At 71.4% G+C, this 13,644-nt stretch carries 12 protein-coding genes; 8 read left to right on the forward strand and 4 right to left on the reverse strand.

Translation table 11 applies throughout. The features are described from left to right. Window positions 1-47: 47 nt before the first annotated feature. The 8 genes from OHA58_RS34205 (at window position 48) to OHA58_RS34240 (ending at window position 10,296) form a co-directional block, all read left to right on the forward strand. The gene (locus tag OHA58_RS34205) at window positions 48-1,211 is read left to right on the forward strand and encodes a Gfo/Idh/MocA family protein (protein ID WP_405483578.1); all 1,164 of its coding nucleotides are present in this window, start codon (window positions 48-50) and stop codon (window positions 1,209-1,211) included. 41 nt (window positions 1,212-1,252) lie between these two features. After that, window positions 1,253-2,173 carry a sugar phosphate isomerase/epimerase family protein gene (locus tag OHA58_RS34210; protein WP_405483579.1) on the forward strand — a complete coding sequence of 307 codons (921 nt, stop codon included), beginning with the start codon at window positions 1,253-1,255 and terminating at the stop codon, window positions 2,171-2,173. Window positions 2,174-2,274: 101 nt separating this feature from the next. Beyond that, the gene (locus OHA58_RS34215) at window positions 2,275-3,840 is read left to right on the forward strand and encodes an ABC transporter substrate-binding protein (RefSeq protein ID WP_405483580.1); all 1,566 of its coding nucleotides are present in this window, start codon (window positions 2,275-2,277) and stop codon (window positions 3,838-3,840) included. Window positions 3,841-3,863: 23 nt separating this feature from the next. Continuing rightward, entirely contained in the window at window positions 3,864-4,817 is a 954-nt protein-coding gene (locus OHA58_RS34220) for an ABC transporter permease (RefSeq protein WP_405483581.1), read from the forward strand. Beyond that, window positions 4,814-5,689 carry an ABC transporter permease gene (locus OHA58_RS34225; protein WP_405483582.1) on the forward strand — a complete coding sequence of 292 codons (876 nt, stop codon included), beginning with the start codon at window positions 4,814-4,816 and terminating at the stop codon, window positions 5,687-5,689. Before OHA58_RS34220 ends, OHA58_RS34225 begins: the two co-directional genes overlap by 4 nt. Next, window positions 5,686-7,791: a dipeptide ABC transporter ATP-binding protein gene (locus OHA58_RS34230; RefSeq protein WP_405483583.1), complete on the forward strand. Its 2,106-nt coding sequence runs from the start codon at window positions 5,686-5,688 to the stop codon at window positions 7,789-7,791. The genes OHA58_RS34225 and OHA58_RS34230 overlap by 4 nt, the downstream gene beginning before the upstream one ends. 30 nt (window positions 7,792-7,821) lie before the next feature. Continuing rightward, window positions 7,822-8,718: a sugar phosphate isomerase/epimerase family protein gene (locus OHA58_RS34235; protein ID WP_405483584.1), complete on the forward strand. Its 897-nt coding sequence runs from the start codon at window positions 7,822-7,824 to the stop codon at window positions 8,716-8,718. A gap of 51 nt (window positions 8,719-8,769) precedes the next feature. Continuing rightward, window positions 8,770-10,296, forward strand: coding sequence for a GMC oxidoreductase (locus OHA58_RS34240; protein WP_405483585.1), 1,527 nt, complete (start codon window positions 8,770-8,772; stop codon window positions 10,294-10,296). Between the two features lie 57 nt (window positions 10,297-10,353). Here the strand turns inward: OHA58_RS34240 and OHA58_RS34245 are convergent, their stop codons facing one another. From OHA58_RS34245 to OHA58_RS34260, 4 genes are read right to left on the reverse strand one after another with little or no spacing between them, the layout of a single operon-like run. Then, the gene (locus OHA58_RS34245; protein WP_405483586.1) at window positions 10,354-11,148 is read right to left on the reverse strand and encodes an alpha/beta fold hydrolase; all 795 of its coding nucleotides are present in this window, start codon (window positions 11,146-11,148) and stop codon (window positions 10,354-10,356) included. 43 nt (window positions 11,149-11,191) lie between these two features. Next, on the reverse strand, window positions 11,192-12,244 hold the full coding sequence (locus OHA58_RS34250) for an LLM class flavin-dependent oxidoreductase (protein WP_405483587.1): 1,053 nt from the start codon (window positions 12,242-12,244) through the stop codon (window positions 11,192-11,194). Then, on the reverse strand, window positions 12,241-12,561 hold the full coding sequence (locus OHA58_RS34255) for an indolepyruvate ferredoxin oxidoreductase subunit alpha (protein WP_405483588.1): 321 nt from the start codon (window positions 12,559-12,561) through the stop codon (window positions 12,241-12,243). Before OHA58_RS34255 ends, OHA58_RS34250 begins: the two co-directional genes overlap by 4 nt. 5 nt (window positions 12,562-12,566) lie before the next feature. Next, window positions 12,567-13,568, reverse strand: coding sequence for an NAD(P)/FAD-dependent oxidoreductase (locus OHA58_RS34260; RefSeq protein ID WP_405483589.1), 1,002 nt, complete (start codon window positions 13,566-13,568; stop codon window positions 12,567-12,569). Window positions 13,569-13,644: the final 76 nt, after the last annotated feature.

Here is a 13,644-nt window from a genome sequence, read left to right on the forward strand (position 1 = left end):
GAGGCGACGTAACACCCCATGCAGTTGATGCACCACGGAGGCTCAGCATGACGACACCGCATCCTCGATCAGCCATCGTCGGCACAGGGATGATCGGCGCCGTTCATGCTCGGGCCGTCCGCGCGGCCGGCGGCGTGCTGCACGGCGTCCTCGGCTCCTCCGCGGCCCGCAGCACCCAGGCCGCCGCCGACCTGGACGCGCCCCACGCCTACCCGGACCTGGACGCCCTGCTCGCCGACGACGCGGTCGACATCGTGCACCTGTGCACCCCGAACACTCTCCACGCCCGGCAGGCCCTGAGCGTGCTCGCCGCCGGGAAACACCTGATCTGTGAGAAGCCCCTGGCGACCTCGGTGGCCGACGCCGAACGCGTCGTCGCGGCGGCCCGGGCGGCGGCCCGCCTTGTGGCCGTTCCCTTCGTCTACCGCTACCACCCGATGGTGCGTGAGATCCGGGCCCGCCGGCAGGTCGGCGAGTTCGGCAACTGGCAGCTGCTGCACGGTAGTTATCTGCAGGACTGGATGCTCCCGCCCGACACTGCCACCTGGCGCGCCGACCCGGCCGCGAGCGGACCCTCCCGTGCCTTCGCCGACATCGGCTCGCACTGGTGCGACCTGGTCGAGTGGACGGCGGGCGTCGAGTTCACCGAGGTCATCGCCCGCCTCGCGACCACCGTCGCGCAGCGCCCGATGGGCAGTTCGGCCAGCTTCGGCGGACCGGAACGGCAGGGGGCCGGACCGCTCGAGCGCGCCGCCGTCAGCACCGAGGACGCAGCCGTGCTGTTGCTGCGCACCGGCGACGGCGTCCTGGCGAACCTGACCGTCTCCCAGGTGTCCGCAGGGCGCAAGAACCGCCTCTGGTTCGAGCTCGACGGTGGCCGGGCCAGCGCCGTCTTCGACCAGGAGGAGCCGGAGCGCGTCTGGCTGGGCGGCCTGGACGGTGCCCGCATCCTGGTCCGCGACCCCGGGCAAGGCAGCGTCGCACAGCGCCGGCTCGCGCACCTCCCGGCCGGCCACGCCCAGGGCTACGCCGACTGCTTCACCGCCTTCACCCGGGACGTCCACCAGGTTGTCGCGGGCGAGGGCCTGCCGGATGGGCTGCCCACCGCCGCCGACGGACTGCGCTCGGCCAGGCTCGTCGAGGCGGTCCTGAACTCGGCCGGTACAGACACCTGGACGAACGTCGGCCGTGGGGCCCTCGCCGTTGCCTGAAACCTCCCCTTCCTCATGCACCACCGCAAGGAGCCCTCGTCATGAAACTCGGCATGCTCACCGCCTGCCTGCCAGACGCCTCCCTCGACGACATCGCCGCCTGGGCGGCGAAGACCGGTTACGAGGCCCTCGAAGTAGCTGTCTGGCCGCGCACCGGCGGCCGCGACTTCGAGGCGGCCCACCTGCCCGCCGCCGACTTCGGCACACGGGAACGGGACGACACCCTCGCTCTCCTCGACCGCCACGGACTGTCGATATCCGCCCTCGCCTACTACGAGAACAACCTCCACCCGGACCCCGAGCGCCGCGCCGCGATCCGCACCCACCTCAAGCGAGCGATTGACGTCGCCGCGGCCCTCGGTGTCCCGTACGTCGGCACGTTCGTCGGCCGGGACTGGACCCGTCCCGTCGCCGAGAACCTGGCCGAGGCCGAGCGGATCCTGCCCGAACTCGTCGAGTACGCGGGCGAACGCGATGTCCGCATCGTCATCGAGAACTGTGTGATGGAGGGCTGGCACCCGGACGGCTACCCCGGCAACCTGGCCTACTCGCCCGAGCTGTGGGAGTGGATGTTCGACCTCGGTCTCTACCTCAACTGGGACCCCTCGCACCTCACCTGGATCGGCATCGACCCGGTCACCACCATCGCCCCCTACGCCGACCGCATCGTGCACGCCCAGGCCAAGGACATCGAGATCCAGGCCGGCCGCATCGACCGCTACGGCTTCTTCGGGAAGGCGACCGGCCGCAAGGACCCCTGGGACACCGGCTGGTGGCGGTACCGCGTACCGGGCCGCGGCCAGGTCGACTGGAATGCGGTCGTCGACGCCCTCTACGAGCACGGCTTCACCGGCACTCTGTCCGTCGAGCACGAGGACCCGGTCTGGGGCGGCACCCCGGACCGCGTCCGCCAGGGGCTGGAGATCGCCCACCGCAGCCTGCGCCCGCTCCTCATCGGCTGAGACACGAGCCATGTTGCGGGCCGGTCCGCCCGTTCGAGTCGGGCCGGTTCAGATCACGTCACGTCACGTCATCCCAGATCAGAGAGAAGCGAGGGTGCTCCATGGTGCGGTCGCGAAAGAGGTGGGGCGGTGCCGCGGCGGCGGTGTGCGCCCTCGCCCTGGTGCTTTCCGGATGCAGGTCGGCGGTGCAGCAACAGGGGGCACAGGACGTCGTTGTCCCGGACACCCCGCAGGACGGCGGGACGCTGGTGGCCGCACAGGGGCAGGACCCCGCCCCGGGCTCGTTCCTGAAGACGTCGATCGGCAACATCCTCGCCGAGTACTCGGTCCTGGAGACGCTGACCCGCATCGACCAGAAGACCGGCAAGCCGGAGGGCGTGCTGGCCAAGTCGTGGAAGGTGGCGGCGGACGGCAAGAGCATGGACGTGGTGCTCCGCGACGACGTGACCTTCCACAGTGGGGCGGAACTCACCGCCGACGATGTCCTCTTCACGCTGAAGAAGGTGCGCGACCCGGCCACCGGAGCCGCCAACCAGCCCGTCGCCGCCGCGATCTCGGGCATGAAGGCCGTCGGCGACGACGAGCTGAAGCTGACCTTCTCCAGGCCGCTGCCGAACATCTACGACCTCTTCGAGACCATGCCGGTCCTCAACCCGGACACGTACGACATGTACGCGGCCGGTGAAGTCGTAGATGGCACCGGCCCGTTCGAGTGGACGTCCTGGACTCCGGGCGCGAAGGTCGTCCTGACCAAGTACCCGAAGTACAGGGACGCCGACGACATCCACCTGGACAAGATCCAGATCAATGTGATCACCGACCCCACGGCGATGGTCTCCGCCATCCGCAGCGGCCGCATCCAGTACGGCGTAGGAATGGGCGCCCTGGACGCCTATGCCCTCAGCCGCCAGCCCGGCTTCCAGCTGATCACAGCCGGCGGCTCGGCGATCCCGCTCACCTTCGACGTCAGGGACAAGCCCTTCGACGACAAACGGGTCCGGCAGGCTTTCCAGTACGCGATCGACCGCGAACGGGTCGACCGCCAGGTGGAAGGCGGACAGGCGACGGCGGCCTCGCTGCCCTGGCGCACCAACACCATCGGCTACGACGACCAGCAGGCCGGGCGCTACCGCTACGACCCCGACAAGGCCCGCACACTGCTGGCGCGGGCAGGGGTGAAGCACCTCTCCCTCGAGATGGTCACCCTCAACACCCCCGAAGCCACCGGCATCTTCCAGATCGTCCGCAACAACCTCGAAGCGGTGGGCGTCGACGTCAAGGCCGTGCCGCTCGCCGCCGCCGAGTTCGACGGGCGGCTCGCGTCGGGCGAGATGGGCGCACCGGTCTTCCTCCAGCAGGCCAGCAACGGGCTCTCGCCCGCCGGCGCCGTCGTCGGCCGCGCCGAACTCCTCGCGGACGGAAACCCCAGCCACTACGGCGACGACCGCTACACGGAACTCTCCCGACACCTCACCGTCGCCACCGGCGAGCACGACCAGACCGCGGCCCTGCATGCCTGGAACGACCATTTCCTCGACCAGGCGTTCGCCGTTCCGCTGATCACCCGGCCGTCGATGACGGTCGCCTCCCGGGCGGTGCAGGGCATCACCTACACCCAGATGGGATTCATGGACCTCAACCACGTCTGGCTCGCGCGGGCCCGGTAGGCGAAGGACGGAACCGATTCCCCATGTTGCGCTATCTCGCGGGCAGACTGCCCTCCCTCCTGCTGGTCCTGATATCCGGCTCGGCCGTCGCCTTCGCGCTGCCCCGGATGGCCCCCGGCGACGTCGCCGTCTCCATCGCGGGCACCGACGCCACCCAGGCGCAGATCGATGCCATCCGCCAACAGCTCGGCCTGGACCGGCCACTCGTCCTGCAGTACTGGGACTGGATGTCCGGACTCTTCCACGGTGACCTCGGCACGTCACAGGCGCTGCAGCGCAGCGTCGCCAGCCTCATCGGTGACCGGCTCGCCAGCACGCTCGAACTCGCCCTGCTCTCCCTCCTGCTGGTGATCCTGATCGGACTCACCCTCGGCATCATCGGCGGCGGACCGCGCCGCCGCTGGGTGCGCGGCGTCCTCGACACGACCAGCAGCCTGCTGATCGCCGTCCCCTCGTTCCTCTTCGCCCTCGGCCTGATCCTGCTGTTCGGCGTCTACAACCGCTGGCTCCCCGCCAGCGGTGAGGTCAGCCTCCTCGAAGACCCCTGGATCGGCCTCCAGTACCTGCTCATGCCCGCCCTCGTCCTGGCCCTCGCGCCCGGCGCCGTCGTCGGACGGATGCTGCAGACCGAGATGGCGAAGGTACGCGGCGAGGACTTCGTCGACCTGGCGAAGTCGAAGGGCGTCGCCCCGCACCGCATCACCCGCCGCCATGTGCTGCGCAACAGCGTCGGCAGCGCGGTCGTCGGGATCGGCCTGCAGGCCGGCAACTTGATCGCGGGAGCGGTGATCATCGAGGCGGTGTTCAGCCGCAACGGCATCGGACAGCTCGCCGTGTCCAGCGTGGAGACCCGCGACTTCAGCGTCCTCCAGGTGCTCATCCTCGGCGTCGTCCTGACCGCCGCGCTCTGCCAGATCCTCACCGAGATCATCCTCGCGGCCATAGACCCGCGGGTCCGACTGGGAGAATCCGCATGACGTCCATCGCCGCAGACGGAAAGGGCCACAGCCGCCCGGCCCGCCGCATCGACCCCACCCTCGCCCGCTATCTCTCCGCCCTGCGCACGCCCAAGGGCCTCACGGGCGGGGTGGTCCTCGCCGTCCTCGCCCTTGCCGCACTCCTCGCGCCTGTCCTCTTCCCCGGCGGCTACGACCAGCAGGGCGCCACTGCCCTCATCGGACCCTCCGTCGCCCACCCCTTCGGCCTCGACGAATTCGGCCGGGACATCTTCGTCCGCTCCGTCTACGGCCTGCGCATCGACCTCAGTCTGATCCTCACTGCCGTCCCCGCCGCCGCGGCCCTCGGTACCCTCCTCGGACTGACCGGCGCCCTCTCCGAACGGCTCGGAGCGGCGACCCAGCGCGTTCTCGACGTCATCATCGGCTTCCCCGGACTCATCCTCGGCGTATGCCTGGTCGCCATCCTCGGCGCGGGCTGGTTCGCCCTCTTCCTCACCATCTTCATCAGCGGTCTGCCCTCGGCGGGGCGCTACGCCCGCAGCGCCTGGCTCAGCCAGCAGGACCGTGAATACGTCCTGGCCGCACGGGTGTTGGGGGTAAAACGGCGGCAGTTGCTCACCCGACATGTGCTGCCCAACGCGCTCGATGCCTGCGTCGTCAACACCGCCGTGTGGATGGTCGTCGGCGTCTACATCGAGGCCGGCCTGTCCATCGTCGGCCTCGGCATCCAGCCGCCGACCCCCTCGCTCGGCGTGCTCCTCAACAACGGCCTGCGGTTCGTGACGCAGTCCCCGACCTACGTCGTCGGCCCGGCACTGCTGCTGCTCCTGCTGGCGGTCGCCTTCAGCCTCCTGTCCGACGCGTTCAACGAGGCGGTGAATCGGAAGTGAGTCTGACCAAGGAAACCTCCGGGACGGAGATCCCGGCGCCTGAGGCGGAGCCGCTGCTCCGAGTCGACGGGCTGCGTACCGAGTTCCGGGTGCCCGGCGGCCCGGTCACCGCCGTCAACGACGTCAGCTTCGAGGTCCGGCCCGGGCAGGTGCTCGGCATCGTCGGCGAGTCCGGCTCCGGCAAGTCCGTCACCGCCCGTTCGGTGATGCGGATGCTGCGCGCGCCCGGTGAAGTCACCGCGGGCAGCGTCAGCTACGGCGGCACCGACCTGCTCGCCCTTCCCGAGCGTGAGATGCGCACGTGGCGCGGCAGCAAGGTCGCCATGGTCTTCCAGGACCCGCAGGCCGCCCTCAACCCGACGATGCGGGTGGGCGAGCAGATCGTCGAGGCGATGACCGCGCACGGGCGCGGGCGTACGCAGGCCCGGCAGCGGGCGCGCGAACTCCTCGAGGCCGTCGGCATCCCGGATGTCGACACCAAGATCGACCACTATCCGCACCAGTTCTCCGGCGGGATGCGACAGCGCGTCGTCATCGCCATCGCGCTCGCCAACGACCCCGCCCTCCTCATCGCCGACGAACCCACCACCGCCCTCGATGTCACGATCCAGGCGCAGATCCTCGGTCTTCTCGACCGGCTCCGCCGCGAACTCGGCATCGCCGTCGCGATCATCACCCACGACATGGGTGTCGTCGCCGAACTCTGCACGGACGTGGTGGTCATGTACGCGGGCCGCACGGTCGAGAAGGGCAGCGTGGCGGAGGTCTTCGCCCGGCCGCGCCACCCCTACACGGCCGCCCTGCTGCGCGCGATGCCGCGGATCGACGACGTCCGCAGCGGACGCCCGCTCGCCGCCATCCCCGGCGCCCCACCGGACCCGGCCGGGCTGCCGGCCGGCTGCGCCTTCGCGGAGCGGTGCGCGGTCGCGGAGTCGCGCTGCCACAGCGAACAGCCAGTGCTGCTGACGTCTCCCGGCGGCGGGCCGCGGCACCTGGCGGCCTGCTTCGTCGCCGAGCGCGGAGGTGAGATCACGGCACCCGAGGAAGGCAAGGGGCATGTACGCAAGGCCGAACAGACCGCCACCAAAGCCCTGTTGGAGGTCCGGGACCTTCGGGTTGACGTCGGGTCGCGGCGGCGCGGACTTTTCGGGCGGGAACCGGCCGTGTACGCGGTCGACTCTGTCAGCCTCACCGTCGAGTCCGGGCGGACGCTCGGTCTGGTGGGGGAGAGCGGCTGTGGCAAGTCGACGCTGTCGCGCGCGCTCGTCGGGATCAACAAGATCGCGGGCGGGACGGTCGAGGTCGAGGGCCAGGACGTGACCGCCATGGAGGAGCCGGAGCGCGAACGGGTCCGCTCGCATGTGCAGTACCTCTTCCAGGACCCCTACGCCTCCCTCAACCCGCGCCGCACCATCCGCCAGTCGCTCTCCGAGGCGCTCGCGCTCAGCGGCGTGCGGGGGGCGGAACAGGAGACGCGAGCCCGCGAGCTGATGCGCCAAGTCGGCTTGCGCGACGACCACTTGGACCGCTACCCGCACGCCTTCTCCGGCGGCCAGCGGCAGCGCATCGGTATCGCGCGGGCGCTCGCCCGGCAGCCGCACGTCCTGATCCTGGACGAACCCGTCTCCGCGCTCGACGTCTCCGTCCAGGCACAGATCATCAACCTGCTCGAGGAGATCCAGGACGAACTCGGCGTCGGCTACCTCTTCATCGCCCACGACCTCTCCGTCGTCCGCCACCTCAGCGACACCGTCGCCGTGATGTACCTCGGCCGGATCGTCGAAGACGGGCCCGCCGAGGCCGTGTACGCGAACCCGCAGCATCCGTACACGGCCGCACTTCTTTCCGCCTCCCCCTCGCCCGTGCCGGGGGAGAGGGAGGGCGAGAGCGGCCGGGAGCGGATCGTGCTCGGCGGTGACCTGCCGAGCCCGGCCGCGCCACCGTCGGGCTGCCGCTTCCGCACCCGCTGCCCCATCGGCCCGCTGGTCAACAAGGAGCGGACGGTGTGCAAGGAGAAGGACCCCCAGCTCACCGCCGCCGGGGACGGACAGCGGGTGGCCTGCCACTTCCCCGGCGAACTCGCCGCAACCACAAGCCGATAGCCCCTCTCCCAGGATTCCGAGGTAACACACGTGACGTCCCGTATGACCCTGGCCCTCAACCCCATCCAGTGGTGGGCCACCGACGACGGCTGGCTCGACCCCGGCCTCGCCCCGCAGCCGGCCGAACTCCTCGCTCTGGTGAAGAAGGCGGGCTTCGACGCCGTCATGGCCGCCGTCCCGGCCGGGCACACCGTCGCCGCCTACGCGGCACTCCTTGACAACGCCGGGCTGCGGCCCGCCCCCGGCTACTTCGTCTGCCGCTCGCAGGGCGACCCGGCCGACGCCCCGGCCGTGATCGAGGCCGCCGCCGCTGCCGCCCGCGACCACGCCGAACTCGGCCTCACCGACATTGGACTCGGCCTGCCGATGATCAAAGGCGGCCCGCGCATCCTGCGGCCCGCTCAGGGCACCGAGCCGGACGCGGGCCGGGTGGCCGCCCTCACCGACCTGCTCGGCAGGCTCGCCGAGGCGATGCGGGCCGAGGGCGTCCGCCCGGCCCTGCACCCGCACGTCGGCACCTGGATCGAGACGGAGGCCGAGACCCGGGCCGTCCTCGACGCGGTCCCCGCCGAGCAGTTGGGCTTCCTCCCGGACACCGGGCACCTGTCCTGGGCAGGCGCGGACGTCGCGGGACTCGTCGCCGACTATGGCAGTCGCATCCCGTTCCTGCACATCAAGGACGCACGGATGGCAGTCGCCGAGCAGGGGCGGGCCGCCGGGCAGGACTATCAGCGGACGGTCGTCGACGGCCTGTGGACCGAACCCGGCCGCGGCGACCTCGACCTCATCGGCATCGTCGCCGCCCTGCCCGACCACTTCGCCGGCTGCCTCATGGTCGAGGTCGACCGGCCCGCCCTCACCGACCCGTACGAGAGCGCGGTCGCGTCGGCGCGGTGGATGCGGTCCGCCTTCGCGCTGGACGGCTGAGACACCGCTTTGCGCACCGCGAGACATCACACCCATCCAGAGGAGCCCCACGTGCCCGCCGACAGCCGCCCCGACCTGCTCATCGTCGGCAGCGGGATCATGGGGGCGGGCGTTGCCCGCCTCGTCCGCGACGCCCTGCCCACCGCCCGCATCCTGATGCTTGACTCGGGCCCGGTACTCGGCCCGGTCCCCGGCCAGCACCTGCACGACCTGCCGGACGGTGAGCTGCGTCTGCGCCACCAGGAGCGGATCGCCTCCGGCGTCCAGGGCATGTACGTCGGTGCCGAGAACGTCGCCGACGACGCGGGCGTCGGCGTGGCCGACCGCGAGCCCGGCATGTACCGGCTCGCCGGCGTCGGCGAGGACGCCGATGCCCTGCCCGCCGCCGCCCTCGCCTGGAACACCGGCGGCATGAGCGTCCACTGGACCGCCGCGACCCCCGCCGCCTGGGGCAGCGAGATCCCGGACTTCATCGACCCGGACGCCTGGCAGCGCGATATCAACGAGGCGTCCCGCTTCCTTCACGTCAACACCGACCCCATGGGCCCGTCCCCGCTGCGCACCGCGCTGATGGGCGCCCTCAATGAGGTGTTCGGGCCGCACGCGGAGCCCGGCCGCCAGGTACAGGCGCTGCCTATGGCCGTCAACGAGGACGGCGAGGGCGCCCTGGTGCGCACCGGCCCCAACCGGGTCTTCCCGGCCATCGCCGGCGGCGACCCGCACTTCGAGCTGCGCACCGGCGCCCAGGTCATGCGCCTCCTGCACAAGGGGGGCACGGTAGGGGGCGCCGTCGTCCGAGAGATCGCCACCGGCCGCGAGTACACCGTCACCGCTGCCGCGACCGTCGTGTGCGCCGATGTCTTTCGTACCCCGCAGTTGCTCTTCGCCTCTGGCATCCGCCCGCGGGCCCTCGGCCGCCACCTCAACGAGCACATCTTCCAGACCGGCCGCGTTCACGTGGACCCGGACGCCGTGGGCCTGGACGGCGCGAAGCTCGCCGGTGCGACGCTCAGGGATGGGAGCGAGTGGCGGCACGCCTCGTACTGGCTCCCGCACAGCGGCAAGGCCCAGCCGTTCAACGGCCAGTTCAGCGGTACGGCGCGGGTCGACGGCGACGGCCGGATCGCCGAGTTCTCCGCGGGGATCGCGCTCTACGTCCCCACCGAGATCCAGGAGACGAACCGGGTCGAGTTCTCCGACACCGAGCTCGACGCCCTCGGCATGCCCAAGATGCGCGTCGTCTTCGACTACACCGACGAGGACCGCCGCCTCCTTGACGAGGCCCGCGCCGCCCAACTCCGCGCGGGCCGCCGCCTCGGCCGATTCGACTCCGCGACCGACAGCGAGACCCTCCCGCCCGGCACCTCGCTCCACATGACCGGCACCGTCCGCATGGGCCCCGCCGACGACGGCACCAGCGTCTGCGACCCTCAGACCCGCGTCTGGGACTTCGACAACCTGTACCTGGCCGGCTGCGGCGTCGTCCCGACCGCCCTGGTCTGCAACTCCACCCTCACCGGGGCGGTGACTGCGGTGCGCGCGGCCAGGTCGGTGATCGGCAGGCTCAGCGCGGGCTGAGGATGCGGCGACGGCGCCCCACCGGAAGTCCGGTGGGGCGCCGCCGCAGGGCGGAACTCAGTCCCGGCCCACCCACTCCAGGACCACCTCGGCGAACTCGTGCGGCACCTGCTCCGGCGCCGCGACATGCCCGTCCGACAGGACCCGGGTCGCGCAGCCGAGGGCAGCGGCGAACTTCTCCAGCGACGGCAGCGAGTAGTGGTCACCGGGCGCGCAGACGGCCAGCGTGCGGGCCGTGATGTGCGCGAGGCGCTCCTCCATCGCGTAGCGGCGTACCGCCTCGTGACCCTCCTCGACACGGTCGAGCACGGCGAGGGCGTCAGCCACGTAGCGGTTCAGGTGCGCCTCCTCGCCGGCGCGGTAGAAGGCGCGCCGCCGCTCCCACAGCCCTTGCAGGTGCGAGCCGTCCGGCGCGGGGTCGACATGGTCGATGCGCTGCCGCACGGCCGCCGTCCGCCGCTTCTCGTCGTCGACGAACGGTGTCGCGGACAGCAGCAGGCTCGCCACCCGGTCCCGCAGCCGCGCCGCCAGCTCGACGGCGATCAGACCTCCGGTGTGGTGCCCGACGAGATGGACCCGCTGCAGGCCCAGCTCGTCGATCAGCGCGCCCGCCGCGTCGGCGAACCGCTCGATGGTATGCGGCAGTTCGGACTTGGCGGAGGCGCCGAAGCCGAGAGTGTCCATCGCGATCGCCCGATGCCGGGCACCGACCAGGGGCAGCACGTCGAGGTACTCGGTCCACGAGCGTGGCGTCTGATGGAGCAGCAGCACGGGCGTACCCTCGCCCACCTCCACATAGTGCAACTGGCCGAAGGGGCTGGGTACATAGCCCTTGCGCAGGGTGTTTGCCATTTGGTGCTCGCTCATCCGGTGCTCGCTCTCGTTGCGTTACGAGTTACAGGGCCGGCAGCACCGAGGCGCCGACGGTTTCGATCAGTTCGGTCGGTGGGTCGTACGAGCCGACGTGCTGCAGGAACACCCCGCTGACGCCGTCGGCGCGCAGGGCCCGCAGCCGGCCCGCGATCTGCTCGGCGGTGCCGACGAGGCAGAACTCCTCGGCGAACCGCAGCGCCGCCTCGTCACCGACCCACTCGGACGTGATCTTCACGGCGGCGTCCCAGTCCTCCGCGTGCACCAGATCCGGGTACACGCCCGCGTTGATGTCGGGGACGTCCGGTACGTCGACGTGGATGCCGGCGAGGGCGAGGAAAGGCGCTCCGCCGTTGTGCGCGATCGAGGCGCAGATGGGCTTGAGGCGGCGGGCCGCCGCCTCGATGTCGTCGGTCACCGCGCAGTACGCCGAGACGGTCAGCGGCAGTGCGGCCGCGTCCCGTCCGGCGGCCTCCGCGCCCTCCCGGACCCGGGCGGTGGCGCCCGCCAGGGTGCGCGGCGAGACACCGCTCAACAGGACGACTCCGTCGGCGACTTCACCCGCGAGCCGCAGATTCCGCGGCCCGCTCGCGGCGAGGTGCAGCGGCACGTCGGGCCCGGGGTCCCGCAGCCGGGACCGTACGGTTCCGGCCGGTCCCTCGAAGTCCCAGTCGGCTCCGTCAAGCAGGGCCCGCAGCTGGGCGAGCCCCGCACGCATCGCGGAGTTGGTGCTCTGCTTCAGCCCGACAGGACCGACCGAGCTGTTGCCCACGCCGAGCCCGAGCGTGAACCGCCCCGGCGCCAGCTCGGCCACGCTCCGGGCGGCGGAGGCGACGACGGCCGGGTGCCGGGTCACCAGGTTCGTCACGGCCGTGCCGAGGCCGATCCGTTCGGTGCCGAGGGCGGCGGCGGTGAGCGTGGTGAACACATCCCGCCACAGCAACTGCGAGTCCGGGAACCAGGCGTCACTGAACCCGAGCTCCTCGGCCCGCCGTACCGTCTCGACGATGCGGTCGGCGCGCTCGCACGGCGGGATACGGATCCCGACCCGCAGCGGTGGCTGCACCGCGCCGCTCATCGCCCGCTCACCAGCGCCGTGTCGACGCCGACCGGGCCCAGACCCGTGGCCCCGCCCGGGGCGCCGAGCGGTGTCTCGCGGCCCGGCAGCGGTTCGTCGAAGAAGCGGCGGTTGTCGGCGCGGAAGTCGGGGTCGGCCTTGCGGTCGACGGTGATCGCCTGCTCGGGGCAGGCCACTTCGCAGGCCCCGCAGTCGATGCACTCCGCCGGGTTGATGTAGAGCTTGCGCTCACCCTCGTAGATGCAGTCGACCGGGCACTCCTCCATGCAGGACCGGTCCATGATGTCGACGCAGGACGCGCCGATGACGTACGCCATGACTCTCAGTGCTCCTTCTCGGTGGAGTGCCCGGGGAACAGGGCGGCCTCCGGGTCGATGACGGTGGCCGCGTTGTTGACCGCGGTGGCGGCCTCGCCGAAGCCGACCGAGATGAGACGGACCTTGCCGGGGTAGTCCGTGATGTCGCCCGCGGCGAACACCCGGGGCAGGTTCGTCGCCATCCGCGTGTCGACGGTGATCCGCCGGGCCGCCAGATCCAGGCCCCAGTGCTGCAGTGGCCCGAGATCGGCGAGGAAGCCGAGCGCCGCGACGACCGTGTCGGCCGGGACGAGGCGGGTCTCCTTCGTCGTACGGTGACGAACTTCCGCCTCTTGCAGGCGAGTTGACCCGCGCAGGGCGCTCACCTCGCAATCCGTGATCAGCTCGACGCCGAGCGAGCGGACCTTCTCCACGCTCGCCGCGTGCGCCCGGAAGCGGGCCGTACGGTGGACCAGGGTGACGGAGCCGGCGAGCGGCGCCAGGGTCGCGGCCCAGTCGAAGGCGCTGTCGCCGCCGCCGACGACCACCACGTCCTTGCCCGTGTGCGCGGCCGGATCCGGCACGAAGTACTCCAGGCCGCGCCCGAGGAACTCCTCGCCGGCGGGCAGCGGCCGCGGGGTGAACGTGCCCACCCCGCCCGTGATCACGACGGCCCCCGCCCGAACCGTCGCCCCCTGGTCACTGCGCACGACGGGGCGGCCGTCCTCGGGGTCGTACGACAACTCGGCGGCGCGGTGGCCGAGGAGATAGCGGGGCGCGTACGGCTCGGCCTGCGCGACCAGGCCGTCCACCAGGTCGCGGCCGCGCACGGACAGGAACCCGGCGATGTCGAAGATCGGCTTCTCCGGGTACATCGCGCTGATCTGACCGCCGAGTTGGGGCAGCACGTCCATGACGGCGACGCTCAGGCCGCGGAACCCCGCGTAGTACGCGCCGTAGAGGCCGGCCGGACCGGCGCCGATGATCAGGACGTCGGAGTCGACGATTCCGTCGGGGAGTTGGCTCATGGTCGCTGAGCGTAGGAACACCGCCCGGGACCGGCCTACGGAGTTGTTCCGCTGAGCAGGACGCCGCCCAACAGCA

Source organism: Streptomyces sp. NBC_00009 (assembly GCF_045040855.1).
In the GTDB taxonomy this organism is placed as follows: domain Bacteria; phylum Actinomycetota; class Actinomycetes; order Streptomycetales; family Streptomycetaceae; genus Streptomyces; species Streptomyces aureus.